Source organism: Chryseobacterium sp. CY350, from assembly GCF_027945075.1.
GTDB lineage: Bacteria > Bacteroidota > Bacteroidia > Flavobacteriales > Weeksellaceae > Chryseobacterium.
Genome location: NZ_CP116034.1, coordinates 2,306,943 through 2,331,752 on the forward strand (window position 1 = coordinate 2,306,943; position 24,810 = coordinate 2,331,752).

The 24,810-nt window shown below is 36.6% G+C and carries 19 protein-coding genes, 2 tRNA genes and 3 rRNA genes; 7 read left to right on the plus strand and 17 right to left on the minus strand.

The genetic code is table 11. The features are described from left to right. Position 1 precedes the first annotated feature (1 nt). The 5 genes from PGH12_RS10675 to PGH12_RS10695 form a co-directional block, all read right to left on the minus strand. Positions 2–1,270 carry a DUF4252 domain-containing protein gene (locus PGH12_RS10675; protein WP_267599349.1) on the minus strand — a complete coding sequence of 423 codons (1,269 nt, stop codon included), beginning with the start codon at positions 1,268–1,270 and terminating at the stop codon, positions 2–4. 72 nt (positions 1,271–1,342) lie between these two features. Continuing rightward, a complete protein-coding gene (locus tag PGH12_RS10680; RefSeq protein WP_267599347.1) occupies positions 1,343–2,002 on the minus strand; it encodes a hypothetical protein in 660 nt (219 codons plus the stop codon). Next, entirely contained in the window at positions 1,977–2,486 is a 510-nt protein-coding gene (locus tag PGH12_RS10685; protein WP_267599346.1) for a GFO_1088 family ECF-type sigma factor, read from the minus strand. The genes PGH12_RS10680 and PGH12_RS10685 overlap by 26 nt, the downstream gene beginning before the upstream one ends. 258 nt (positions 2,487–2,744) lie before the next feature. After that, the gene (locus tag PGH12_RS10690) at positions 2,745–3,905 is read right to left on the minus strand and encodes a GlmU family protein (protein WP_267599345.1); all 1,161 of its coding nucleotides are present in this window, start codon (positions 3,903–3,905) and stop codon (positions 2,745–2,747) included. 211 nt (positions 3,906–4,116) lie between these two features. Then, complete coding sequence (locus tag PGH12_RS10695) at positions 4,117–4,368, minus strand: type B 50S ribosomal protein L31 (protein WP_047445187.1); 252 nt, start codon at positions 4,366–4,368, stop codon at positions 4,117–4,119. Between the two features lie 255 nt (positions 4,369–4,623). Between PGH12_RS10695 and PGH12_RS10700 the strand changes: the two genes are divergently transcribed. From PGH12_RS10700 to PGH12_RS10730, 7 genes are all read left to right on the plus strand, one after another. Beyond that, entirely contained in the window at positions 4,624–6,036 is a 1,413-nt protein-coding gene (locus PGH12_RS10700) for a hypothetical protein (RefSeq protein ID WP_267599343.1), read from the plus strand. 2 nt (positions 6,037–6,038) lie between these two features. Beyond that, positions 6,039–6,365, plus strand: a complete 327-nt coding sequence (locus PGH12_RS10705; protein WP_267599342.1) for a nucleotide pyrophosphohydrolase — start codon at positions 6,039–6,041, stop codon at positions 6,363–6,365. A 30-nt stretch (positions 6,366–6,395) separates the two neighbouring features. Further along, a complete protein-coding gene (locus PGH12_RS10710; protein ID WP_267599341.1) occupies positions 6,396–7,625 on the plus strand; it encodes a carboxyvinyltransferase in 1,230 nt (409 codons plus the stop codon). Then, a complete protein-coding gene (locus tag PGH12_RS10715) occupies positions 7,622–8,062 on the plus strand; it encodes a hypothetical protein (protein WP_267599339.1) in 441 nt (146 codons plus the stop codon). Before PGH12_RS10710 ends, PGH12_RS10715 begins: the two co-directional genes overlap by 4 nt. Before the next feature lie 16 nt (positions 8,063–8,078). Further along, on the plus strand, positions 8,079–8,747 hold the full coding sequence (locus tag PGH12_RS10720; RefSeq protein ID WP_267599338.1) for a hypothetical protein: 669 nt from the start codon (positions 8,079–8,081) through the stop codon (positions 8,745–8,747). Beyond that, positions 8,747–9,541, plus strand: coding sequence for an SDR family oxidoreductase (locus PGH12_RS10725; protein ID WP_267599337.1), 795 nt, complete (start codon positions 8,747–8,749; stop codon positions 9,539–9,541). Before PGH12_RS10720 ends, PGH12_RS10725 begins: the two co-directional genes overlap by 1 nt. Positions 9,542–9,753: 212 nt before the next feature. Further along, positions 9,754–11,328, plus strand: coding sequence for a BamA/TamA family outer membrane protein (locus PGH12_RS10730; RefSeq protein WP_267599336.1), 1,575 nt, complete (start codon positions 9,754–9,756; stop codon positions 11,326–11,328). A gap of 740 nt (positions 11,329–12,068) precedes the next feature. Here the strand turns inward: PGH12_RS10730 and rrf are convergent. The 12 genes from rrf to uppS form a co-directional block, all read right to left on the minus strand. Then, positions 12,069–12,176 (minus strand): 5S ribosomal RNA (gene rrf, locus PGH12_RS10735). 201 nt (positions 12,177–12,377) lie between these two features. After that, positions 12,378–15,137, minus strand: a 23S ribosomal RNA gene (locus PGH12_RS10740). A gap of 297 nt (positions 15,138–15,434) precedes the next feature. Beyond that, positions 15,435–15,511, minus strand: a tRNA-Ala gene (locus tag PGH12_RS10745). Between the two features lie 82 nt (positions 15,512–15,593). Next, a tRNA-Ile gene (locus tag PGH12_RS10750) sits at positions 15,594–15,667 on the minus strand. A gap of 219 nt (positions 15,668–15,886) precedes the next feature. Next, positions 15,887–17,403, minus strand: a 16S ribosomal RNA gene (locus PGH12_RS10755). The 16S, 23S and 5S rRNA genes sit together here with 2 tRNA genes alongside, the layout of an rRNA operon. A gap of 848 nt (positions 17,404–18,251) precedes the next feature. Beyond that, the gene (locus tag PGH12_RS10760) at positions 18,252–18,929 is read right to left on the minus strand and encodes a hypothetical protein (protein WP_267596925.1); all 678 of its coding nucleotides are present in this window, start codon (positions 18,927–18,929) and stop codon (positions 18,252–18,254) included. Positions 18,930–18,939: 10 nt separating this feature from the next. Further along, positions 18,940–19,800: a dTDP-4-dehydrorhamnose reductase gene (gene rfbD / locus PGH12_RS10765; protein WP_267596924.1), complete on the minus strand. Its 861-nt coding sequence runs from the start codon at positions 19,798–19,800 to the stop codon at positions 18,940–18,942. A gap of 3 nt (positions 19,801–19,803) precedes the next feature. Next, complete coding sequence (locus tag PGH12_RS10770; RefSeq protein WP_267596923.1) at positions 19,804–20,289, minus strand: acyl-CoA thioesterase; 486 nt, start codon at positions 20,287–20,289, stop codon at positions 19,804–19,806. Positions 20,290–20,361: 72 nt separating this feature from the next. Further along, positions 20,362–20,862: an OmpH/Skp family outer membrane protein gene (locus PGH12_RS10775; RefSeq protein ID WP_267596922.1), complete on the minus strand. Its 501-nt coding sequence runs from the start codon at positions 20,860–20,862 to the stop codon at positions 20,362–20,364. Positions 20,863–20,937: 75 nt separating this feature from the next. Beyond that, positions 20,938–21,486, minus strand: a complete 549-nt coding sequence (locus PGH12_RS10780) for an OmpH/Skp family outer membrane protein (RefSeq protein WP_267596921.1) — start codon at positions 21,484–21,486, stop codon at positions 20,938–20,940. Between the two features lie 4 nt (positions 21,487–21,490). Then, on the minus strand, positions 21,491–24,031 hold the full coding sequence (bamA, locus tag PGH12_RS10785) for an outer membrane protein assembly factor BamA (RefSeq protein WP_267596920.1): 2,541 nt from the start codon (positions 24,029–24,031) through the stop codon (positions 21,491–21,493). Positions 24,032–24,057: 26 nt separating this feature from the next. Continuing rightward, positions 24,058–24,807, minus strand: a complete 750-nt coding sequence (gene uppS, locus PGH12_RS10790; RefSeq protein WP_267596919.1) for a polyprenyl diphosphate synthase — start codon at positions 24,805–24,807, stop codon at positions 24,058–24,060. Positions 24,808–24,810 lie beyond the last annotated feature (3 nt).

Consider the following 24,810-nt stretch of genomic DNA (forward strand, 5'->3'; position numbering starts at 1 on the left):
ATTAGTTGATTGATGAAAGACTTCCTCCAGACATTTTGCTGATATCAGAGTCAATTTTTGGATTTCCTTTGTACTTTACCGATCCTCCTGATGACGCTTTCACTTTCATTTTATCCTGTACATTCACTGAAGCGCTACTTCCGGATGTAGATTCTATTTCTGCAACATTTACTCGAAGATTTTCAGCTTTTACTACTGCACCACTGCTTACGTCAATCATTCCAATATCTGCATTTCCTTCTACAATAGCACTTGCACCGCTTGAAGTTTTCATCATTATTTTCCCGGAAGTGATGTTGGCTTTCACATTAGAACCCGAACTTACATTGAGATCTGTAGTATTATTAATTATAAATTTTCCAACAATGCTTGATCCGGACGATGCATCAACTCGCAAATTATTTTCTTTAATTGAATTTACAACTGTAAAAGTAGACCCTGAAGATGTTTTGATATCATCCATTTTCGGAGACGAAATATTGACACTCAGATTTTTAAATTTCATCTTTTTTGCACCTTTATTATCTACATAAACCTTCAAAACTCCATTTTCTACTTTAGTAATAACATTTTGAAGTTTATCTGAATCTGCATAAACTTTTATATTCGTAGAATTTTCCTGTTTGAAAACCACATTCACACCCGTGCTCACTTCAATTCCTGAAAACTCACCTACATTTCTGTTTTCTCCGTTTAAGTAAGACGAATTTTCTTCTGAATTAAAACTGTTTCTAACCGTAGTTGTATTTGAAGATCTTGTCTGCGTTTCTCCGGAGTTGATTATTTTGTTAACATCATCCATTGAAAGTTTCCCGTCAAGCATCACAAGAATACTTTCACCGTTTCCGCTATCAATTCTTAGTAGAATGTCTTCAAGAATTCCGTTTTTTGCTTCAGAAGAAAGAAATTTCACTTTACTGTCTCCATTTTTCACAGACATCATTTCGCTGTAATTCATGTTTTTGAGATAAGAAGTTATTTCTTTGTTTAATTGATTTAGATTATTAGGAGACTTTCCATTTTCGGGATTTTCGGTAATCAAAACTTTTAATCCGTTGATTTTCGCCAGTAAAGGTTTTATCTGATCGAGTTCAGAATCTGCAATATTCAGATTGCTAAGCATCCCAAACATCGGCTTTGCAATTTTGATGGATGTTACTCCTTCCGTTTCCTGGTATTTATCAAAAAGCTGATCTAGTTTTTCTTTTTGCCCGTACACAGTAAAAAAATGTGAAAAAGCGAGCGCGAATATGATGAATATTTTTTTCATGACTTAATTAAAATTTAAATTAGTTGACTACAAGCCGCCTGATCAGTTGCGTAATCTATATTGATTGTTCTATTAGTATTCTACGTTGTCCATTACTTTTGGCTGAGATAAAGCCTGATTCATATTGCCGGCCACAACCTGAAATGAATATTTTGTAACGTTAATGGCCTCTTCCATGTTATCTATTCTTTTTCCGTTGACGATGACATAAGAATCTTTGTATCCTGTGGAATCTTTTATATTTTTAACAGCCGTATTGCTGACGTATCTTGGCTTTGTTTCCTTCTTAATTCTACTTCTTTTTGATAGAATTTTATCTAAAACATCAACTTCAGCTATAGAATTCTCCTCAAAAATAGAATCTCTTTTTTCCACAGAGATCGAATCGTTGCTTAAAACTGCAACCCGAGTCTGATGCTCTTGATTTTCTTTTATAAAATCAGATTTTTGCTTTTGAATTTCAGTAGCGACCAATTGCGCCTGGTTTTCTACATCTGCATTTTGATTATCATAAAAAAACAATCCGACACTGAAAAGCAAAACCAGGCTTGCTGCCATCCAAAACCATTTTGGGAACGAAGGCTTAGCTTTGGTGATAGGAATAATGTCATCGCTGTCATTACGATTACTTTCTGCCTTTTGAAGAAAATCCTCAAAATCCCAGTTCATTTTTTCTTCCTTTAAGTCTTTGAAGACTTCTTTATATTTATTTTGATATTGATCGTTGTTCATAGCTCATCAGTTGTGAGATTTGTTCTTTTACTTTTTGTCTTGCGCGCATAAGATTTACTCTTACTGCATTTTCTTCCATTTCCAGCATTTCAGAAATTTCCGACACATCATACTCTTCTACATCTTTCAAATGGATGACCATTTTCTGTTTCTCAGGAAGCTGGTTGATAAAACCAATAATATGCTCCTTGAGATTATTCACATCCATACTGTAGAGTTCCGATCGGTGAAGCTGCAGATCTGCAAAGCCCAACTTCACGTCGTGGTGTTTCAATCGGTTGAGGCATTCGTTTTTTACAGATTTTAATGCGTAGGATTTTAAATTTCCAAAATTTTGAAGTTCTTCTTTTTTCTGCCAAAACTTGATCATTAAATCCTGCACCACATCTTCTGCCTCATCACTGCTCATGACAAATCTTTTCGCAAAACGATACATCTCATCTTTGAGTATGAAAACCGTATTCTTGAAAATCTCTTGGGTCATAAGTTTGTTTCTATAAGTAAGACATCTAAAAACTCAAAAACATTACATCTAAAACAAAAAAACTTCAAAAAAAATTGAAGTTTTATTTTTAAATTGAAAAAACAATTCGATTTTAAAACATTAAGGCATTGGAGAATTTTAGATTTTTTAAGCTGAGCTTTGCTTTAAGACGCATCGCTTACTGATTATCTCAGATAATTCCCTTAAAAAACTTAAGTACTTAAGTCATCTTAATGGTTCAATTTCTTTTCACTATATTTAATAATTATCAAAAATATGTTTCAAAATCGCCTTATCATCTCCTGTTAAAGGCAGTTTTCTTCTGGCCATTACTTTCTCGGCAACTTCGTAGGCTTTATCTAATTTAAATCGTTCATCATCTTTAAATCCGCCCCAAGAAAAGTTTTCAATCAGATTAGGAGGAAATCCTTCCCTGAAAATATTCGAAGCGACACCAATGACGGTTCCTGTATTCAATTGTGTATTAATAGCAGTTTTAGAATGATCACCCATAATCAAACCAGCGAACTGTAAACCTGTGTCTTCAAAATGTTTGGTTCTGTAACTCCAGAGTTTTACGTTGGCATAATTATTTTTAAGATTAGAAGAATTGGTATCTGCACCCAGATTACACCATTCACCAATCACCGAATTTCCAACAAAACCGTCATGACCTTTATTAGAATATCCGAAAATAATAATATTATTGACTTCGCCACCTACTTTACAATGCGGACCAACCGTAGTTGCGCCATAAATTTTTGCTCCTAAATTAAATTTAGATTCTTCACACAATGCTATCGGGCCTCGAAGATTACAACCTTCCATCACTTCTGCATTTTTGCCGATGTAGATTTTTCCGGCTTTAGTATTAATGGTTGAAAATTCGATTTGCGCACCTTCTTCAATGAACAAATCTTTTTTGTCGCCTAAAAATCCGTTTGTTGAAGACAATTCCTGCGAGATTCTTCCTTTCGTCAATAATTTAAAATCGAAATCGATGGCTTTATCATTATAATTAAAAAGATCAGTTGGCTTTTTAAAGAAAATTAATTCTTCTTTGATATCGGTCATTTTCTCGATTTGATTCAGAGAAAAACCTTTCATATTGATTTTTGCAGCGATCAGTTCATCTTCATAAACCAAAGCTTCACCCAATTGTAGATCTTTAATTTGCTGAGTGATTGTTTCAGTGGGTAAAAAATTAGTTACCAGAAAAAGACTTTCAATATTTTCCGGATTTTTAAATTTTTCCTGAAGATAATTTTCAGTGAAAAAAGAAACATCTGTGTTTTCTAAAATTTTCTGCCATCTCTCTGAGAAAGTCAGAATTCCGCATCGCATTTCTGCAACAGGACGGGTAAAAGTAAGCGGAAGAAAATCTTCCCAATATTGTGCATCTGAAAATACTAATTGCATTTGATAAGAAGTTAGATGTTAGAGACTAGAAGCTAGAGAATGAAAGAGGAGAGTTCCGAAAAAACAACCAATCGCACTTCCATTTTCTAATTAAAGCAAAAATACAAATCCTGAAACTAAATTCTAATATCTAATGTCTAAATTCTCATTAATACAAATAAAAAAGTCTCCCAAAATTTTGGAAGACTTTAAATATTTTTAAAACAAAAAATTACTTAGAGAATTTCTTGTATTTATTCATGAACTTGTCTACTCTACCTGCAGTATCAACTAATTTAGTCTTTCCTGTGTAGAAAGGGTGAGAGCTAGAAGAGATTTCCATTTTAATTAATGGATACTCTACACCTTCGTGCTCGATAGTGTCTTTTGTGTCAGCAGTAGATTTTCCTACAAATACCTCGTCGTTACTCATATCTTTGAAAACAACAAGTCTATAATTTTCTGGGTGAATTCCTTTTTTCATAATACAATTTTTTAAAAAAATTAAAGTTTGCTTTCGAAATAGTAATGGTATTTCTCTGCTAAATTTTAGGTTGCAAAAATACAATATTTTTTATAATATACAAATAGTTGAGCAATAATTTTTTAGAGATCACCAATTACTGGTTTAAATGAATTTAAATCACTAGAATGAACCGATTACAGAAACAATAAACAGTAACATATGAAAATTGAAGTATTTTCGTTAAATTTGAAATCTATATTAAATTCAAATTCGATGAAATTTAAATTACTTCTGTTTTGCTCTTTCTGGATGTTGGTTTTTGCTGTTTCCTGTAATAAAGATGAGATTTCCTTTGATGCTCCTTCCCAGGAACTGAGCTTTTCGAGAGATACGGTATTTTGCGATACGGTTTATCATCAGGTAAGATCCGAAACCTATGCTGTAAAAGTTTATAACAACGAAGACAAAGACATCATGATTCCGAAGATCAACCTTGAGAAAGGATCTGCTTCTTTATATAAGATCAATGTTGACGGAAAAACCGGGCATGAATTTACAAATGTTCCTTTAAGAGCAAAAGACAGTCTTTATATATTTGTAGAGATCGCCCCGCAGGCGACAGGGCCTGAAGCAATAGCTGAAGATCGTGTCATTTTCACAAGTCCTGCAGGTAAGCAGCATGTGACTTTATTTTCTGTGGTTCAGGATGCTGAATTTTTTATTCAGACTCCATCCAATCCAAATATTTTAACAAATAACACAACCTGGTCAAACAATAAGGCTAAAATAATTTACGGGAATCTTACCGTAGATCAAAGTGTTACGTTAAATATTCAGGCTGGAACGAAAGTATATTTCCACAAAAACAGCGGAATGAAGGTGGCTGCAGGAGCAACATTAAATATGAATGGAACGCAAGCCGATCAAATCATCGTTCGTGGAGACAGAAATGATACTTATTATGACACGATTCCAAAAAACTGGAATTCTATTAAAATGGAAGCAGGTTCTCTTTTAAACATGAATCACACCAGACTTTTCGGAGGAACCAGAGGTCTCGATTTAAAACAAAGTACTGCTACGATCAAAAATTCGTTTATTCATACCTTTCAGGAATATGGTATTTATGCGGTGGCGTCAACCGTTACTGCAAATAACCTGGTCATGAATAATTGTGGTGAATCTGCCATAGGAATTTTTAAAGGCGGAAATCACTCTTACACACATGCTACCATTGCCAATTATTCAGGAACAATGGGATCGCTGAACCGTATGGGAATATTCGCAACCAATGAATGGAAAAATGACAGCGGACAAACCGAACAAGGCGCCCTTCAGAATCTGAGTATTTTGAATAGTATTGTATACTCAGACCGAGATAATTCAATAAGTTTTGAGCAGACACCCGGACAGCAGTTTCAGTTCTTAATTCAAAACTCATCAATAAAATATGCTGGAGCTTCTGGTGCTGGATTTACTTTTGATAATAACCCTATGAATGTAATTCAAAGTTATAAAAATGAAGATCCTAAGTTTACTAACTACTTTATCGCCCAAATGAATTTACGTGTGAAAGCAGATTCTCCGGCAAGAAATAAAGGTGCCGTTTCTATTGCTGCAACAGTTCCTACAGATATTGTTGGAGTTACGAGAACTTCAAATGTTACTTTGGGAGCTTATCAATAAATATGGAAATCACTAATCTTCAACAGCAAGTCGACGAATGGATCAAAACAATTGGCGTTCGTTACTTTAATGAACTGACCAATATGGCTATGTTGACGGAAGAAGTTGGGGAAGTCGCAAGAATCATTGCAAGAAGATACGGCGAGCAAAGCGAAAAGGAAAGCGATAAAACCAAAGATCTGGGTGAAGAATTAGCTGATGTACTGTTTGTTACTCTATGTCTTGCCAACCAAACCGGAATCAATTTACAGGAAGCTTTCGACAAAAAAATGAAGGTTAAAACTGATCGTGATAAAGACCGTCATCAAAATAATCAAAAATTGAAATAAGAGATCAAACGTCTTGAATCTGAAGAAATAATGAAGCTAGAAAAATCAAAATTATCAGAAAATAAAACAATACAAATTAGCGGTTCGAAAAGCATTTCGAATCGTTTGTTGATTTTGGAAAGTTTATTTTCAAATATAAAAATCGGGAATTTATCTAATTCTCAGGACACTCAATTACTTAAAAAAGCACTTTCAACAAACTCTGAAACTGTTGATATTCATCACGCGGGAACGGCGATGCGCTTTTTAACTTCATATTATTCAATTCAAGAAGGAAAAACGACAATTTTGACAGGTTCCGGAAGAATGAAAGAACGCCCGATTAAAAATCTGGTAACAGCTTTGCAAAATTTAGGAGTTAAAATTGAATATTTAGAAAATGAAGGTTTTCCACCTTTGAAAATTACGGGAAAGAAAATTACTAAGTCGAAGGTAGATGTTCCGGCAAATATTTCGAGCCAGTTTATCACTTCTCTTTTATTGATTGCGGGAAAATTAGAAGACGGTTTAGAAATCAATTTGGTGGGCGAAATTACTTCGAGATCTTATATTGAAATGACTCTCGATATTCTTACAAAATTCGGAATTAAAAATACTTTTGAAGGAAACACTATTAGAGTTGAAAATTTTAAAGTCAACGATCAATCGTCAATTGTCAATTATGAAGTAGAAAGCGACTGGAGTTCGGCCTCATACTTTTATTCATTCTCTGCGATTGGAAGAGAAACGGTTCATCTGAAAAGTTTTTACAAAGAATCTACACAGGGAGATTCAGCTATTGTTAATCTTTATGAAACGTTTTTCGGAATTAAAACTACTTTCACGGAAGAAGAACAAAAAATAACACTTCAACCGATTGACAATTTCAAATTCCCTGAGAAAATTGTTTTGGATATGAATAACTGTCCGGACATTGCTCAAACACTTTGTGTGACAGCAGCAGCGTTGAAAATCTTATTTGAAATTTCAGGTCTGGGAACTTTAAAAGTAAAAGAAACAGACCGACTTTCAGCTTTACACAACGAGTTGAAAAAGCTTGGAACAGAAACGGAAATTACAGATTTGACCATAAAATCTTTGGAATTTAAAGATGCTGAAGAAAATATTTCCATAAAAACCTATCAGGATCACAGAATGGCCATGAGCTTTGCTCCGTTTTGTTTGATTAAACATTTAAATATTGAAGATGAAAGTGTGGTGGAAAAATCTTATCCGATGTTTTGGGAGGATTTAGTAGAGATTCTTTCTGCTACATCATGAAAAAAGTATTAATTTATACTTTTTCAACACTTTTCTTAATAATCGTAATATGTTTGGTCTTATTTAAAAAAGACTACCAAGTTGTTTACGCAGAATTTAATGAGAAAAATGTTCAAGGGTATGCTCCTGATGGCTATATTAAATTTGATAATAAATCTTATTTAACAACAAACCGATGGATTTACAAATGGAATTTTTTAACTAAACGAATTGTTCCCCATGGTGAAAGCATTTTAGTTTATAAATTTGATTTTTTTGATAATCATTATTCTAAAATTGAAGATGGATTTAGATTTTTATTTTTAAAAGAAGAAAAAGATCATATTGAATATAATGGCCAATCTTATAAAGTTAATCACAAAAAAGGCGATTCATTATTCTCCAAAATAAATAAAAATGAAATCATTATTTTTATAAACTCTGAGAATTTAGATTAAAAAAGTATAAATGCAAATGAAGAATGTCTTATCATTAATCACAATTTTTCTCTTCACGATTTTTTATTCTCAGGAATTGAAAAATTTTATTATACCAAAAGGTTACGAAAAAATTCTAGAAGTCAAAGGAGATTTAGATAAAGACGGAAAGGAAGAAAACGTTGTGGTTTTCAACACCAACATACAAACAAAGTCTGAAGGTGTGGAAAGAAAATTTTATATTCTAAAAAAAATCGGCGGAATTCTAAAAATCTGGAAAGAAAATTCAACCATAATTTTACCAAAAGAAATTGGATTTTCACCAGAATCTAATCCTTTGCCGGAAATAACAATAAAAAAAGGAATTTTGATTATTACACAATCATTCAGCACAAACTCAAGACATACACAAACTTACAAGCATACCTATCGTTATCAAAACGGTGATTTTTATTTGATCGGTTCACTTCAGAACTTTGATGACACTTGCGAATTCAATATGTATGATGAAATTAATTTTTCAACTGGAAAAGCAATCGTAGATCAAAAATATTATCCTTGTTTTCCGGAAGACAAAACAGCTCCGGCTGAAGATTTTCATAAAGAATTTAATTACAAGCTTAAAAAACTTATAAAAATGAATAATTTTAAGCCTGGAGAAAATTCAATTAGAATTCCTAATTCAGATAAACATTTACAATACTAATGTCACAAACAATCATCATCACCGGAACTTCCTCAGGAATAGGTTTCGTGCTCGCAGAATATTTCGGAAAAAAAGGTCATAAAGTTTATGGTTTAAGCCGAAAGTTTACCGAAAGTCAATACTTTAAATCAATTCCGACAGACATTACAGACAACGATGCAGTTCAGAATGCGATTTCAGAAGTTTTGAAAACAGAAAGCAGAATTGACGTTCTTATCAACAACGCCGGAATGGGAATGGTAGGTTCTGTAGAAGACTCTACAAAAGAAGATATTTTGAAACTGTTTAATCTGAACCTTGTTGGTTCAGTGCAAATGATGAGTGCCGTTTTACCTAAAATGAGAGAGAATAAGTTCGGAAAGATCATCAACGTTTCCAGTATCGGAAGTGAGATGGGATTGCCTTTTCGTGGATTTTATTCGGCTTCAAAATCAGCTTTGGATAAAGTTACAGAAGCGATGAGATATGAAGTTTACCCTTGGAATATTGACGTTTGTTCGCTTCATTTAGGTGACATCAAAACAAATATTGCTGATAACAGAGTAAAGACAAAAGTTTCCGAACCTTACAAGAATGTTTTCGACAAAGTCTATGCTTTAATGAATTCTCATGTTGGCGATGGAACCGAACCGTTGGAAGTTGCAGAATATATTGATCAACTTTTAACTAAAAATAAGTGGAAAGCTCATTATTATTTCGGTAAATTCGGACAGAAAATAGGAGTTCCTTTGAAATGGATTTTACCGCAGGGAACTTATGAGAATTTAATGAAGAAGTATAATAAACTGGCTTAGATTCAGTTATTAAACAAATTTAAATACAATTAAATATTTTTTGAACCATTAAGAAGGTTTAAGGAATTAAGTTTTTATTAAAAAAATCAATAGATTTTATGATCAACATTATTCTAAAAAGCGAAGCTTAACTTAAAATTCTTAACTCCTTAAATCTTCTTAATGGTTTAAATTTAAAAAAGTTGAAGTTATTTCTAAACATATTTTTTGTCATGTTTTGCGTTTTTTTACAAGCGCAGAAGAAGCACTATTTTCTGATCGATTCTGAAACAAAGGTCAAAAAAAAGGTAAAAGACTCACTTTCTGCCGCTAAATTCCTTGACTCATTGGCGCAAAGTAATTATTTTTTTACTGAATTAAAAGATGTAAAAATTAAAGGCGACAGCACAGAAATTTTTTATGACAAAGGGAAAAACTTTAACGAAACATTTGTTCAACTTTCAGATTCTATAGTTAAAAGACATAAACTTGAAGGAGATTTTTTTACTAAAAATTTAGATTCGACAAAAAAAGTAATCAATAAAAAATATATTGACGAAGGTTTTGCATTCAGTAGAATTAAATCTAAATATAAAGGTCAGAAAAATGGTTTTCCGGTTGTAGAACTCGATATCAATAAAAATGATAGACGTACGATCGATGGTTTTGTAGTAAAAGGATACTCACGAGTTCCCAAAAGATTTATGAAAAACCTTGAGAAAGAATTTAAAGGAAAAACGTACGACGATAAAAATTTAGTTTCTATTAATAAAAATTTTCAAAGTCACGCATTTGTAAGTTTAGAGCGGCCGCCACAAACTCTTTTCACCAAAGATTCTACGCAGATCTATCTTTTCATGGAAAAGAAAAAGACGAATAGTTTTGATGGTGTTATTGGCTTTGGAAATGATAAAACAGAAAAATTCACGTTAAATGGAACATTAAATGTGAACTTTAGGAATATGTTTAACGGCTTTGAGACTGTAAATCTTTATTGGCAAAGAAACCCGGATAAGGGACAGAATTTTGATCTTCAGGCAGACATCCCTTATCTATTTAAGTCTAATGTCGGTTTGAATATGAAAATAAATATTTTCAGACAAGATTCTACTTTTGCCAATGTAAAAGCACTTCCTGCGTTTTACTATCACCTGAATAGCCGCAATAAGATCGGTTTGAGAGGAACATTTGAAAGCTCAACAATAATTGATTCACTCTATGTTCAGGGAAAAGATTACAACAAAAAAGGTATAGGTATTTGGTTTGAGATGGTGGAACCCACTGATATAGATCTGTTTCTGTACAAAACGAAGATAAACGGTGGTTATGACTATCTGACAACGGTTTACACCAAAGATAATATTACAGCCCCACAAAATCAATTTTATTTTTTCGGAGAACATAATTATCATATCAACGGAAATCATTTTCTGAACATTAAAGCTGAAGGTGCGATGATGAATTCTAAGGTGGACTTCTCTGCCAACGAGCTTTATCGTTTTGGTGGCTGGAATTCTCTCCGGGGCTTTAACGAAAGTTCTCTTGCCGCAGATTTCTACTATTACGGAGGTCTGGAATACCGATATCTCATCGGAAATCAGGCATTTTTTGATGTTTTCGGACAGTATGGGCAGCTCAATAACAAATCGCTCAATGTAAAGCCTAAATTGTACAGCGTCGGGCTAGGTTTTAATTTTTTTATTCCGATTGGTTTAATGAGTTTCCAATTGTCAAATGGTAACGAATTTGGAAATCCATTTAAATTTAATGATATTAAAATACATTGGGGAATTCTCAGCAGGTTTTAGTTCGAAATCTTTTTTATATTTTAATAAGTCTTCGCTTAAGCCTAAATCTATTTTAATCAACAAATACTTTGGTTTACAACGTATCTAACTTGCTTTCACATTTACTTACTAGCATTTTCCAATAACGACCAAAAATATTTCTTTCTTTTGAATGCTTTCGTTTATATTAGGACTAATACTATCTATAAAGTACAGTCAAGTATTAACCATGGCAGTTAATTACTATTAAAAACTCAAAAAGAACAATAATTCCGAATAGAAAGGCTAAAAAACAGGAGTTGTGAAGAGTATTATGGACAGTCTTAAGTTGTAATTTTGTCAGATGAAAGTAGACGATCGTTTATAACATATTGCCTTAAATCAAATATCTCATGAAGTACATTCATAAGCTGAAACGAAACATTAACAATCTAACTTTACATTAGATAGTTGTAATGATTACTCCATGCTTAAATATGTATTAGACTTGAAGTTTAAATAGCTGTCTTCTCAAACAATAGTAATATTTGATGTATTCTAATTGTAGTCAGCGCTTTATACTTAGAATAATTGATTCGGATGTAAATGCTAACCGCAATCAAGCGTTATCGCGAACCAAGTTCTATGATGTTTTGCCTGGAACTAATATTTGCTGGAATCAGAATGAAGTTAATAGCTGTTATTACAAGTACATTTAACTTCAATAGAGTATTTATCAAAAAAAAGCTCCTTTATCGGTTGATAAAGGAGCTTTAAAAAAAGACTGGCGGCGACCTACTCTCCCGCTTTCGCAGTACCATCGGCGCTGGTGGGCTTAACTTCTGTGTTCGGAATGGGAACAGGTGAGCCCCACCGCTAAAACCACCCTAAAGGCGTTTATATAAGAGGTGAGATTTTAGTTCTTAGAGATTAGTCCCTGACTAACTTCTAATATTCTAGATTCTAACTTCTAGTTTATCGATAAAAACAGTCACAAAGAAAAAACCTTTCTTGCACTTGCAAGCGATTTGAGATAGGTTTATAATTTTTTAAATGATTACTCATTGATGATTATATTTATTCCTGTAATAGGCTATAAATCTACGGGTAATTAGTACTACTCGGCTATGCTGTTACCAACTTTACACCTGTAGCCTATCAACGTCGTCATCTCCAACGACCCTTAAAAGATGTCTCATCTTGAGGCGAGTTTCGCACTTATATGCTTTCAGTGCTTATCTCTTCCAAACGTAGCTACTCAGCGGTGCTCCTGGCGGAACAACTGATACACCAGAGGTTTGTTCAATTCGGTCCTCTCGTACTAGAATCAAGCCCTCTCAAACATCTAACGCCCGCAATAGATAGAGACCGAACTGTCTCACGACGTTCTGAACCCAGCTCGCGTGCCACTTTAATGGGCGAACAGCCCAACCCTTGGGACCTTCTCCAGCCCCAGGATGTGACGAGCCGACATCGAGGTGCCGAACCTCCCCGTCGATGTGAGCTCTTGGGGGAGACTAGCCTGTTATCCCCGGAGTACCTTTTATCCTATGAGCGATGGCCCTTCCATACGGAACCACCGGATCACTATGTCCTGCTTTCGCACCTGATCGACTTGTAGGTCTCACAGTCAAGCACCCTTATGCCATTACACTCTACGCACGGTTACCAAGCGTGCTGAGGGTACCTTTGAAAGCCTCCGTTACTCTTTTGGAGGCGACCACCCCAGTCAAACTACCCACCACGCAGTGTCCTTCTAAAAGAAGTTAGGCTCCAAGTAAGTAAAGGGTGGTATTTCAACGTTGACTCCACAAACACTAGCGTGCCTGCTTCAAAGTCTCCCACCTATCCTACACATTACTTACTCAAAGTCAATACGAAGTTATAGTAAAGGTTCACAGGGTCTTTTCGTCCCATTGCGGGTACTCGGCATCTTCACCGAGACTACAATTTCACAGAGCTCATGGTTGAGACAGTGCCCAGATCGTTACACCATTCGTGCAGGTCGGAACTTACCCGACAAGGAATTTCGCTACCTTAGGACCGTTATAGTTACGGCCGCCGTTTACTGGGGCTTCAGTCAAACGCTTCGCATTGCTGCTAACGCCCTTCCTTAACCTTCCAGCACCGGGCAGGTGTCAGACCCTATACAGCATCTTTCGATTTAGCAGAGTCCTGTGTTTTTGATAAACAGTCGCCTGGGCCTCTTCACTGCGGCCAGCATTGCTGCTGGCGTCTCTTCTTCCGAAGTTACGAGACTATTTTGCCTAGTTCCTTAACCATGATTCACTCTAGCACCTTAGGATTCTCTCCTCGACTACCTGTGTCGGTTTTGGTACGGGTTGCTTCACTTCGGCTTTTCTTGGAAGCACTTTCCTTACAGCAACTTCGCCCGAAGGCTAGGTCTTGACTATTCCGTCAGTCTCCAGTAAGTACGGCACTCCGTCCCCTTTTTAGTGTGAGCAAGTATGGGAATATTAACCCATTGTCCATCCACTACCCCTTTCGGGTTCGCGTTAGGTCCCGACTAACCCTCAGCTGATTAGCATGGCTGAGGAAACCTTAGTCTTTCGGTGAGCGGGTTTCTCGCCCGCTTTATCGTTACTTATGCCTACATTTTCTTTTCTGTACGCTCCACAATGGCTCGCGCCACTGCTTCTGTGCAAACAGAATGCTCCCCTACCAGATACAACCCTAAGTTGTAAATCCATAGCTTCGGTACTCTATTTATGCCCGATTATTATCCATGCCGGACCGCTCGACTAGTGAGCTGTTACGCACTCTTTAAATGAATGGCTGCTTCCAAGCCAACATCCTAGCTGTCAATGCAGTCCAACCGCGTTGCTTCAACTTAATAGAGATTTGGGGACCTTAGCTGTTGGTCTGGGTTCTTTCCCTCTCGGACACGGACCTTAGCACCCGCGCCCTCACTGCCGTGGAACATTTATTAGCATTCGGAGTTTGTCAGGAATTGGTAGGATTTGACTCCCCCGCATCCAATCAGTAGCTCTACCTCTAATAAACTTATACACGACGCTGCACCTAAATGCATTTCGGGGAGTACGAGCTATCTCCCAGTTTGATTGGCCTTTCACCCCTACCCACAGGTCATCCGAAGACTTTTCAACGTCAACCGGTTCGGTCCTCCACTTTGTGTTACCAAAGCTTCAACCTGCCCATGGGTAGATCACAAGGTTTCGCGTCTAATACTACTAACTATGCGCCCTATTCAGACTCGCTTTCGCTCCGGCTCCGGACCTGAAGTCCTTAACCTCGCTAGTAACATTAACTCGTAGGCTCATTATGCAAAAGGCACGCCGTCACCCAACTTGTGGGCTCCGACCGCTTGTAGGCGTACGGTTTCAGGTTCTATTTCACCCTTCTATTCGAAGTGCTTTTCACCTTTCCTTCACAGTACTTGTTCACTATCGGTCTTTCAGGAGTATTTAGCCTTGGAGGATGGTCCCCCCATATTCAGACAGGATTTCACGTGTCCCGCCCTACTCATTTATCATCTAAATATACCTTTCAAATACGGGGCTATCACCCTCTATGGCTGTTCTTTCCAGAACATTCTTTTAAATATATAAAGACTTTTGGGCTAATCCGCGTTCGCTCGCCACTACTTACGGAATCTCTTCGATTTCTTTTCCTCAGGGTACTTAGATGTTTCAGTTCTCCTGGTTTGCTCTCCTTGCGGAGTGACTGGTCTTCAACCAGACGGGTTGCCCCATTCGGACATCTCGGGATCAATTCGTGTGTGCCGATCCCCCGAGCTTTTCGCAGCTTACCGCGTCCTTCTTCGCCTCTGAAAGCCTAGGCATCCGCCATACGCCCTTAACGATTTCTTTCCTATTTATTTCTCAAGCACTCGCAAGTGCTCGGTTTTTTCTTTGTGATATTTTTACCGTTAATGTCAATGATCTTAATGTCTTTCTGCTCGTCTGATAAATGGATATTTGTTTTGGCTCTATCCATCTTACTTTTAAATCAAACTTACAAAACTGTGGAGAATAAGGGAGTCGAACCCTTGACCTTCCCGATGAATCGGGTCGCTCTAGCCCCTATCGGCTAAAATCCTTTGTTTATTCTTTAAATAACTTCTGTGCTCGTTACATCTCTGTAACTTTTTTATTACTTCTCAGTAATGGTGGAGAATAAGGGAGTCGAACCCTTGACCTCCTGCGTGCAAGGCAGGCGCTCTAGCCAGCTGAGCTAATTCCCCTCTAGGTGCTTCTGGCGATTTGCTTCTTGCTTCCAGCTTTCTTGCCATCAGCTATAAGCCATTTGCCATCCGCTTCAATTAGTAGTCTCGGGCAGGCTCGAACTGCCGACCTCTACATTATCAGTGTAGCGCTCTAACCAGCTGAGCTACGAGACTTTGTTTAGATGTTAGATTTTAGACACCAGATGTTAGACTAATCTCTAACTTCTAATTTTCTAACCTCTATTTTCTAAATCTCTCCCTCTGATACTAATTTCTAGTGGGTTTGTATTTTTATAATATAAGCAACCGAGTAAAAAACTAAAACGTTTTCTTTTAAGTAAGTACATGGTACATTAAAGTACCTTTATTTGTTTAACGTCGAAAGACGCTCTAAAATGAGATGTTCCAGCCGCACCTTCCGGTACGGCTACCTTGTTACGACTTAGCCCTAGTTACCTGTTTTACCCTAGGCAGCTCCTGTTACGGTCACCGACTTCAGGTACCCCAGACTTCCATGGCTTGACGGGCGGTGTGTACAAGGCCCGGGAACGTATTCACCGCGCCATGGCTGATGCGCGATTACTAGCGATTCCAGCTTCATAGAGTCGAGTTGCAGACTCCAATCCGAACTGAGACCGGCTTTCGAGATTCGCATCTATTCGCATAGTAGCTGCCCTCTGTACCGGCCATTGTATTACGTGTGTGGCCCAAGGCGTAAGGGCCGTGATGATTTGACGTCATCCCCACCTTCCTCTCTACTTGCGTAGGCAGTCTCACTAGAGTCCCCAACTGAATGATGGCAACTAGTGACAGGGGTTGCGCTCGTTGCAGGACTTAACCTAACACCTCACGGCACGAGCTGACGACAACCATGCAGCACCTTGAAAATTGCCCGAAGGAAGGTCTATTTCTAAACCGATCAATTCCCATTTAAGCCTTGGTAAGGTTCCTCGCGTATCATCGAATTAAACCACATAATCCACCGCTTGTGCGGGCCCCCGTCAATTCCTTTGAGTTTCATTCTTGCGAACGTACTCCCCAGGTGGCTAACTTATCACTTTCGCTTAGTCTCTGAACCCGAAAGCCCAAAAACGAGTTAGCATCGTTTACGGCGTGGACTACCAGGGTATCTAATCCTGTTCGCTCCCCACGCTTTCGTCCATCAGCGTCAGTTAAAACATAGTGACCTGCCTTCGCAATTGGTGTTCTAAGTAATATCTATGCATTTCACCGCTACACTACTTATTCCAGCCACTTCTACTTTACTCAAGACCCGCAGTATCAATGGCAGTTTCATAGTTAAGCTATGAGATTTCACCACTGACTTACGAGCCCGCCTACGGACCCTTTAAACCCAATAAATCCGGATAACGCTTGCACCCTCCGTATTACCGCGGCTGCTGGCACGGAGTTAGCCGGTGCTTATTCGTATAGTACCTTCAGCTATCTACACGTAGATAGGTTTATCCCTATACAAAAGAAGTTTACAACCCATAGGGCCGTCGTCCTTCACGCGGGATGGCTGGATCAGGCTCTCACCCATTGTCCAATATTCCTCACTGCTGCCTCCCGTAGGAGTCTGGTCCGTGTCTCAGTACCAGTGTGGGGGATCACCCTCTCAGGCCCCCTAAAGATCATTGACTTGGTGAGCCGTTACCTCACCAACTATCTAATCTTGCGCGTGCCCATCTCTATCCACCGGAGTTTTCAATATTAAATGATGCCATTCAATATATTATGGGGTATTAATCTTCCTTTCGAAAGGCTATCCCCCAGATAAAGGTAGGTTGCACACGTGTTCCGCACCCGTGCGCCGCTCTCAAGATTCCGAAGAATCTCTACCGCTCGGCTTGCATGTGTTAGGCCTCCCGCTAGCGTTCATCCTGAGCCAGGATCAAACTCTCCATTGTATGTTTGTCTGACTCACTCAAAGTTTTGACGCTTTAGTTTTTCCTTACTTGGTTGTTATATCTATTTTTCAATGATCTCTTCTCTTACGCTTTCTCAGCTGCCCTTTTCTGTCGTTGGGCGTTGCCGTATTTGCGTGTGCAAAAGTAAAACTTTATTTCTAATTAGCCAAATGTTTTTTGAAGAAATTTTAAAGTTTTTTAAGTAACCCTAAAACCTTCTCTTAACCCTCAACCTCTCTACTCCTGCGCTCCCCGTATCGGGACTGCAAAGATAAAAACTTTTTCTAATTACACAAAATTTATCTAAATAAATTTTTATGATATTTAATATCATTTCTACCGGAGTTTTTTTTTGTTCCTGCCTATCTAAAGGCGCTTCTGCGCTACCGATCTACTCTCGTTTTTCAGTGGGGCAAAAGTAGTACGTTTATCCCCATACTTCCAAATATATTTAACATAATGTTCATTTTTAATTCATATCCGAACTTAACCCTTTGAAGATCTGAGAGAAAAATTTCTAATCCCTCCGGTGGGTTTTAATGAGGTCATATGTTCGGCACTGTTTTTTGATGAAAAGAATGGCTTCATTATATAAAGTTGGTTTTCTGAAGGGTTGATTTTGACTCATGAAACAAAACGCTCATCCGAAGATCGCTCCCCTAGCCCCGATTGCAACGGCATCCTTTTCCGGGATGGGCGAAGCGAAGCGTAGGGCTTCCCGGAAAAGATATAGTGGAGAGCGGGAGAAAGCTCCTGAGGAAAAACCTTCTTTTTATAATCGGTCTTTAAAACAAAAATACCTCTGATTTTTTCAGAGGTATCCTATATGTATTTATTTTTCTTGAAAATTATTTCATTTCCTGATATATTAAACTTAAAAATTCAGCGAATGACTTCTCCAAACCGACAATATCGCCAGATTTCAAGTGGAGTGTGCCATCGTTTTGACTACTGTTGCCTAGTCGCGCTGATGATATCCGGTAATACTGATCATTATTTTTGGGACTTTTCTGAATTTTGATCGTTGATCCTAAAAGCTTTTTAGTTGAAACAGTATAAATTTCTCCTGCAACCATCGGTGTTTTGAGATAAGTACGTGGAGATAAAATGTAATCTTTTTTATTAATACTTATTTTCTGATCCTTTTGAGAGGAAGCAAAAAGATACAAATTTCCTTCTTCGCTAGGAAACTTATCTGATGGCACGTAGAGAAGCTTCAATATGTAATGAGCAGCATCAAATTTTTGTGAGCCGCCATTGATTGCTTCAAATGGTTTTAACATAAATGCATTTGCGCCAATTTCTTTTGCTTTCTTATAAATCTGTGAAAAAACTGCTGTATCGTCTTGTGAAAAGCCTTGAACTTCTATCTCACCAAGATATTCTGCCTCGTTAATTTCCTGATCTAAATGAAACAGAAACTTATCTTTGTTACTGCTGGTTTTTTCAACTTTATTCAGGTAAACGTTCTGGGCAAAAATAAATTGTACTGAAAAAATAAAGATGGCCGTAAAAAATTGTTTCATATACTTCATATTATTTAGAAAGTATATTAACACATTCTTCAAGACTGTTTTCCCAATGTTTAGTATCGATTTTATAAACTTCTTCAATTTTATCTAAACACATGGTACTTCTCTTTGGCCTTTTTGCCGGTGTAGGATATTGTTCGGTAGTCAATGAATTTAATTTAACAGAAGATCCTGAAAATTCAGCGATCTTTTTAGCAAATTCAAACCAGGTAGTTTCAGGATAATTTGAGAAGTGAAAAATTCCGAACGTCTTTTTGGGGTTTTCAATGATTTCCATAATTGCTTCTGCAAGATCATTTGCATTGGTGGGTTGACCAAATTGATCACCAACAATTCCCATTTCTTCCTTTTGAGAAAACAAAGACAACATTGTTTTTACAAAATTTTTATTGAATTCTGAATACAACCATGATGTTCTAAGAATAATCGTTTGAGGATTGGCTTCCAAAGCCAGCTCTTCTCCTGCTCTTTTTGACTCACCATAAACACCAATCGGGTTTGTGAAATCGTCTTCGGAATAATCTAAGTTAGTTTCGCCGTCAAAAACATAATCTGTGGATACGTGAACAAAAATAGTTTTGTTCTCACAACATGCTGATGCAAGATTTTCTACACCATAAGCATTTACAGCAAATGCTTTTTCTTTTTCCTGCTCGGCTAAATCTACTGCGGTGTACGCAGATGCATTGATGCAGTAATCTGGTTTATGTTCAGAGAAAAATTCTTTAATTTGATCTTCATTGGTAATATCTAGAGTTTTTGAATCTGTAAAGATAAATTCATAATCCAATTCAAAACTGGGCGCCAATTTTTTTATGCAATTTCCTAACTGGCCATTGCTTCCTACTACTGCTATCTTTTTCATTAACTATGAATTTTTCGCGTTTTGCGATCTTAAAAATTTAACTCTTGGTTGAAAATCCTTCTGTTCCAAATTTACAAAGAATTTGTGAAACGTATCTTTTATATCTTGGGGGTGAACCTCGGATTTTCTTGTCTTAATATTAAAATAAATAACCGTCACCCATAATACTGCATGAACGGTTTTTTCGTCAAGACTTTTCATCAGAATTTCAACTTTTGCAGTTCTGTCCTGAATCTCAATCGTTTTGCTGCTGATGACAACCTGAGTATTGTATCTCACTTCTTTCAGATATGCAATTTCATTCTGAATAGCAATCCAGGTGCAGCCAGTTTTTTTGGTATATTCTTCATAGGTAAAACCATAAAATTCTTCCACATGATCTTCTCTTGCATTGAACATGTAGTCGAGATATTTAACATTATTTAAATGTCCGATCGGATCGCAATCGCTGAATCTGACTTTTACCGTGGTTGAAACTTCTTTTTCCATAGCGCAAAAATAAAAAAACCACTCCTAATAGAAGTGGTAGTTTTTACAAATCTTTTGTTAATATCTCTATTATTAAAGACCTAATTCTTTTTTAACAGCTGGAGTCGCATCTGGACCTGCTTTATAAACAAGACCTGTAGAGTTAGCATCCATGATATAATCATAACCGTTTGCTTTAGCAACTTTAGTTACAACATCCATCAATTTTTTCTCGATAGGTTCGAAAAGAAGATCTTGCTTTGCAGTTGCATCTTTTCTCATTTTCTCTTCCATCTGCGCCATCTCTTCCTGAAGTTTCTGCATTTCTTCTCCTCTAGCTTTGTTTTCAGCTTCTGTTTTTGTAGGAGCTTCTTTAGTATAAAGAGCATACTTTGTTTGTGCAGCTTCAGCTTTTTTCTTCATTTCAGCTTGCTTTGCGTTTACAAACGTTGTAATTTCTGTATCAGCTTTTTTCTTTTCTGGCATTGCATTAAGAATACCTGCGACATCCAAAGTAGCAATTTTCTGAGCTTTTGCCATACCTACAGACACAACCATCATCGCTGCTGCAAATAATACACTTAATTTTTTCATAACTGGTAATAAATAATTAATTTGTTTTTAGATTTTAAATTTGGGTAAAAGTTAATTCGGAAAAATTAAATTTTACTATTTTTTATTAGTTTTCTTTTCTTTTTCTTCGGTTCCTTTGAGCAATATGGATAGTACTTTGTCTGTATAGTCATATCTTTTCTGAAGAAAAATCACATTAACGTCATTGCTTTTATCAAATACGATACCCAATCCGTTTTTCTCAGACATAGTCTTTATGGCTGTCCAGATCTGATCCTGGAATGGCTCAACTAAATTTGCTCTGAGCTGACTTATTTCTCCTGTTTTCCCGAATCTTAAACTTGTAGTGGTTTTAATATTTTTATCTAAATCCATCACTTCTTTTTCTCTAAGCTTCAGCTGATCTCCAACTAAAAGAACTTTTTCGTTTTCGAAAGCTGCTCTTTTTTTATCAAATTCTGCCTGCATTCCCTGAAGCTCCTGCTCCCATGTATCAATCTGCGAATTTAATCTCGCTTCGGCTTCTTTATACTGTGGCATCATATCCAAAATATAATTGGTATCAACAACGCCAATTTTTTGTGCGTTTCCAAAGCTGAAAAGCAAAAGTGCTAAAGATGTAAAAAATATTTTAAAATTCTTCATATTATTATAAAGATTGGTTCATTAGGAAGTGCGTTTTCGTTCCAGACGGCTCTGTTCCTAGAACAGTTTTGTCAAATCCGTAAGCGAAATCAAATCCAATCAAACCAAATGCTCCCATATAAACTCTTACCCCAACACCAACTGATCTTTTCAACTGGAAAGGGTTGTACTTGCTCCAAGAGTTCCAAACGTTACCTCCTTCTGCAAAAGTAAGAGCGTAAATTTTGGCGGTTTGGTTCATTGAAATCGGATATCTTAATTCTAACGTAAATCTGTTATAAATAGTACCTCCACCTTTTTGAGTAATATCATCAACAGTACCTCCGTAAGTAGATGCATTTTCATAACCTCTTAAAGGAATTAATTCTCTACCATCAAATCTACCACCGAAAAGTCCTGTACCACCGACGTAGAATCTTTCAAAAGGCGGCGCACCAAGTTCTTTATTGTAACCATCCATGAATCCCATTTCAGCAGAAGATCTCAAAACCAATTTACCTACAACTTCGTTATAAACGTCAGCTTTGAATTTGATTTTGTAAAATTCCATCCACTTATATTTTTCAGTAGGAGCCAATGTAGAGTAATCTTTATTACTAAACAATGAATATGGTGGTGTAAATTTCCCAGATAATTCAATATTTGAACCCGTTGTAGGGAAGATTGGGTCAATACCTGCAGAGTTTCGGCTTAAACCTACATTTAAACTTAAGTTATTTGCATTTCCGTATAATTCTGTAGTATCTCCAAATTCAAAAGGATAATTACTGAAGTTATACTTTTGGAACTGAATCCCTGTGTACAATGAGAAATAATCATCAGGCCATCTCAAATATCTGTTTAAACCAACCGTTGCAGAGAAAATATTTAGTCTCTGATCCGGACCGCTTACCTGACTATAATTTACTCTTGAGTTATTTAAACTTACAGAAAGTGCAGTTGGTTTTGTCCCAAACAACCATGGCTCAACAAATGAAATACCATAATTTTGGAAATACTGACCTGCCTGTGCAGTGATTGATAATGTCTGGCCGTCACCTTGAGGAACCGGTCTGAAATCTTTGAATTTAAGGAAGTTCCTAAGAGAGAAGTTATTAAATGTCAATCCTAAAGTCCCGATAAAGCTGTTACCACCGTAACCTGCCTGCAACTGAACCTGAGAAGATCCTTTTTCCACCAATTTCCAGTTAATATCTACTGTATTATCTTGTTGATTTGGCTGAATATCCTGACCGATCTGCTGCGGATCAAAGAAAGTCATTCCTGCTAAATCAAAATAAGTTCTTTTAATTTCTGTCTTTTTAAACAATTCTCCCGGCTTTGTTCTCAAAGCTCTTAAAATAACGTGGTCATGAGTCGTAGTGTTTCCTTCCCAAGTTACTCTATTCCATGTAGCCTGCTCACCTTCATTGATTCTAATCTCAAGATTAATTCTATCTCCGTCAACAGATTTTTCGACAGGTGTCACATTTGAGAAAAGGTAACCGTTATTCATATAGTTCGACTTGATATCAGAATCGTCTTCCTTACCGCCGTCTTCACCAACTTTTTTGTTAAATCCTACTGCATCGTAGATATCTCCTTTTTTGTATCCTAAGATTCTCTGAAGATATTCTGTAGAGTAAACTGTATTTCCGGTAAAAGTAATATCACCAATGTAATATTGTTTCCCTTCACTCAGTTTTACGTTGATTTCGTAATTATTTTTCTTATTTCTCCAAACGGAATCAGAAACGATTTGTGCGTCTCTGTATCCTAAAGAGTTATAATAGCTGATAAGGCTTTGCTTATCTTCCTGATATTTTTCTTCAATAAATTTAGATGACTTCAAAATACCACCAATTCCGAATCTCTTCTGCTTGGTTTCTTTGAAAGCCTTTTTTCTTAATTTAGCATCGGTAACGCTTTGGTTGCCTTCAAACTCGATATGGCTGATCTTTACTCTTCTGCCTTTGTCGATATTGATCGTCCAGTCAACCAAATTAGGATCGCCTGCATTTACTTTATCTTCAATACTGATTTTAGCATCAGCAAAGCCTTTTTTCACATAATCCTTCGGGATATTTGTTTTAAGGCTCGAGATAAGGTTCTGAGTGATCTTCGTCCCTGGTTTCAGGTTATTGTCTTTAGCTAATTTTTCATTTTTAGATTTACCTATCCCTTTTCCTGTGAATTTTACTTCACCAAGATCCTTTAAATCTTCAAGATAAAATTTTAAAACTACTGTTTTACCTTCAATACTTTGAATGTATACTTCTACTTCAGAGAAAGATTGTGTGTCCCAAAGTTTTTTGATGGCACCACTGATTTTCTGTCCCGGAATATCTACCTCCTCTCCTTTTGTAAGACCCGTAAATCTTAAAATCTGAGCCGGTGTATATTTTTTTACCCCATCAACAACAATGTCTTTCAGAGTGTAAGTTCCTGTTTGATTTTCCGCAAGAACAGAGGTGGTATTAACCGCTGTGCTGTCTTGTGGCGTCACCTGTCCATAAAAATGTGCAGAAGCAGCAAACATAATGATGGGTAATAGTCTAAACTTCATTTTATCTTAATCTTTCTTTTCTTAAATTACTGGATTTGTATCTGTTCGCCTGTAAGGCCATATCTTCTTTCCTTGTTTTGATAATCTACAATACACTGGAAAAAAATATCTTTTGTGAAATCTGGCCACAAAACATTCAGAAACTGAAGTTCTGCATAAGCGATCTGCCAAAGCAGAAAATTGCTTATTCTAATTTCGCCACTGGTTCTAATCAACAAATCTACAGGTGGAAAATCTTTTGTATAGAGATAATTCTCAAATAATTTTTCATCAATATTTTCTACATCAAGTGTACCTTCTTTCACGTCGGTACTGATGTTTTTAACTGCATTAAGGATTTCGTTCTGCGAACCGTAACTGATAGCCAGAACCAAATTTCCTTTTGTGTTTTCTTTTGTAAGTTCTACAACTTTAAGAAGTTGCTCTTTTACTAATATTGGTAATTTATCCAAATTACCAATCACATGCATTCTTAAACCTTTACTGAAGATTTCTTCTGCCTCCAAAAGCAAAGTTTCGGTGAGTAAACTCATTAATGTGTTCACTTCGTCGGTAGGTCGTTTCCAGTTTTCTGAGGAAAAGGTATACAGAGTGAGATACGGAATATTAACTTCATTACAAGCATTGATAGCATTTCTTACGGCATCAATTGCATTCTTATGACCAAACGTTCTTTCTTCACCGCGAGATTTTGCCCATCTTCCATTGCCATCCATAATGATGGCTACATGTTGCGGTAAATTCTCGGAACTTATTTTTTCTTTAATCAATGACATACT

What these genes read in the sequence shown, in the direction of transcription:
- PGH12_RS10675 (WP_267599349.1), bottom strand. Translation starts at nt 1,270, where the DNA reads ATGAAAAAAATATTCATCATATTCGCGCTCGCTTTTTCACATTTTTTT.
- PGH12_RS10685 (WP_267599346.1), bottom strand. Translation starts at nt 2,486, where the DNA reads ATGACCCAAGAGATTTTCAAGAATACGGTTTTCATACTCAAAGATGAG.
- PGH12_RS10680 (WP_267599347.1), bottom strand. Translation starts at nt 2,002, where the DNA reads ATGAACAACGATCAATATCAAAATAAATATAAAGAAGTCTTCAAAGAC.
- PGH12_RS10725 (WP_267599337.1), top strand. Translation starts at nt 8,747, where the DNA reads ATGTCACAAACAATCATCATCACCGGAACTTCCTCAGGAATAGGTTTC.
- PGH12_RS10715 (WP_267599339.1), top strand. Translation starts at nt 7,622, where the DNA reads ATGAAAAAAGTATTAATTTATACTTTTTCAACACTTTTCTTAATAATC.
- PGH12_RS10695 (WP_047445187.1), bottom strand. Translation starts at nt 4,368, where the DNA reads ATGAAAAAAGGAATTCACCCAGAAAATTATAGACTTGTTGTTTTCAAA.
- uppS (WP_267596919.1), bottom strand. Translation starts at nt 24,807, where the DNA reads ATGTCATTGATTAAAGAAAAAATAAGTTCCGAGAATTTACCGCAACAT.
- rfbD (WP_267596924.1), bottom strand. Translation starts at nt 19,800, where the DNA reads ATGAAAAAGATAGCAGTAGTAGGAAGCAATGGCCAGTTAGGAAATTGC.
- PGH12_RS10760 (WP_267596925.1), bottom strand. Translation starts at nt 18,929, where the DNA reads ATGAAACAATTTTTTACGGCCATCTTTATTTTTTCAGTACAATTTATT.
- PGH12_RS10705 (WP_267599342.1), top strand. Translation starts at nt 6,039, where the DNA reads ATGGAAATCACTAATCTTCAACAGCAAGTCGACGAATGGATCAAAACA.
- PGH12_RS10690 (WP_267599345.1), bottom strand. Translation starts at nt 3,905, where the DNA reads ATGCAATTAGTATTTTCAGATGCACAATATTGGGAAGATTTTCTTCCG.
- PGH12_RS10780 (WP_267596921.1), bottom strand. Translation starts at nt 21,486, where the DNA reads ATGAAGAATTTTAAAATATTTTTTACATCTTTAGCACTTTTGCTTTTC.
- PGH12_RS10700 (WP_267599343.1), top strand. Translation starts at nt 4,624, where the DNA reads ATGAAATTTAAATTACTTCTGTTTTGCTCTTTCTGGATGTTGGTTTTT.
- PGH12_RS10730 (WP_267599336.1), top strand. Translation starts at nt 9,754, where the DNA reads ATGTTTTGCGTTTTTTTACAAGCGCAGAAGAAGCACTATTTTCTGATC.
- PGH12_RS10775 (WP_267596922.1), bottom strand. Translation starts at nt 20,862, where the DNA reads ATGAAAAAATTAAGTGTATTATTTGCAGCAGCGATGATGGTTGTGTCT.
- PGH12_RS10720 (WP_267599338.1), top strand. Translation starts at nt 8,079, where the DNA reads ATGAAGAATGTCTTATCATTAATCACAATTTTTCTCTTCACGATTTTT.
- PGH12_RS10770 (WP_267596923.1), bottom strand. Translation starts at nt 20,289, where the DNA reads ATGGAAAAAGAAGTTTCAACCACGGTAAAAGTCAGATTCAGCGATTGC.
- PGH12_RS10710 (WP_267599341.1), top strand. Translation starts at nt 6,396, where the DNA reads ATGAAGCTAGAAAAATCAAAATTATCAGAAAATAAAACAATACAAATT.
- bamA (WP_267596920.1), bottom strand. Translation starts at nt 24,031, where the DNA reads ATGAAGTTTAGACTATTACCCATCATTATGTTTGCTGCTTCTGCACAT.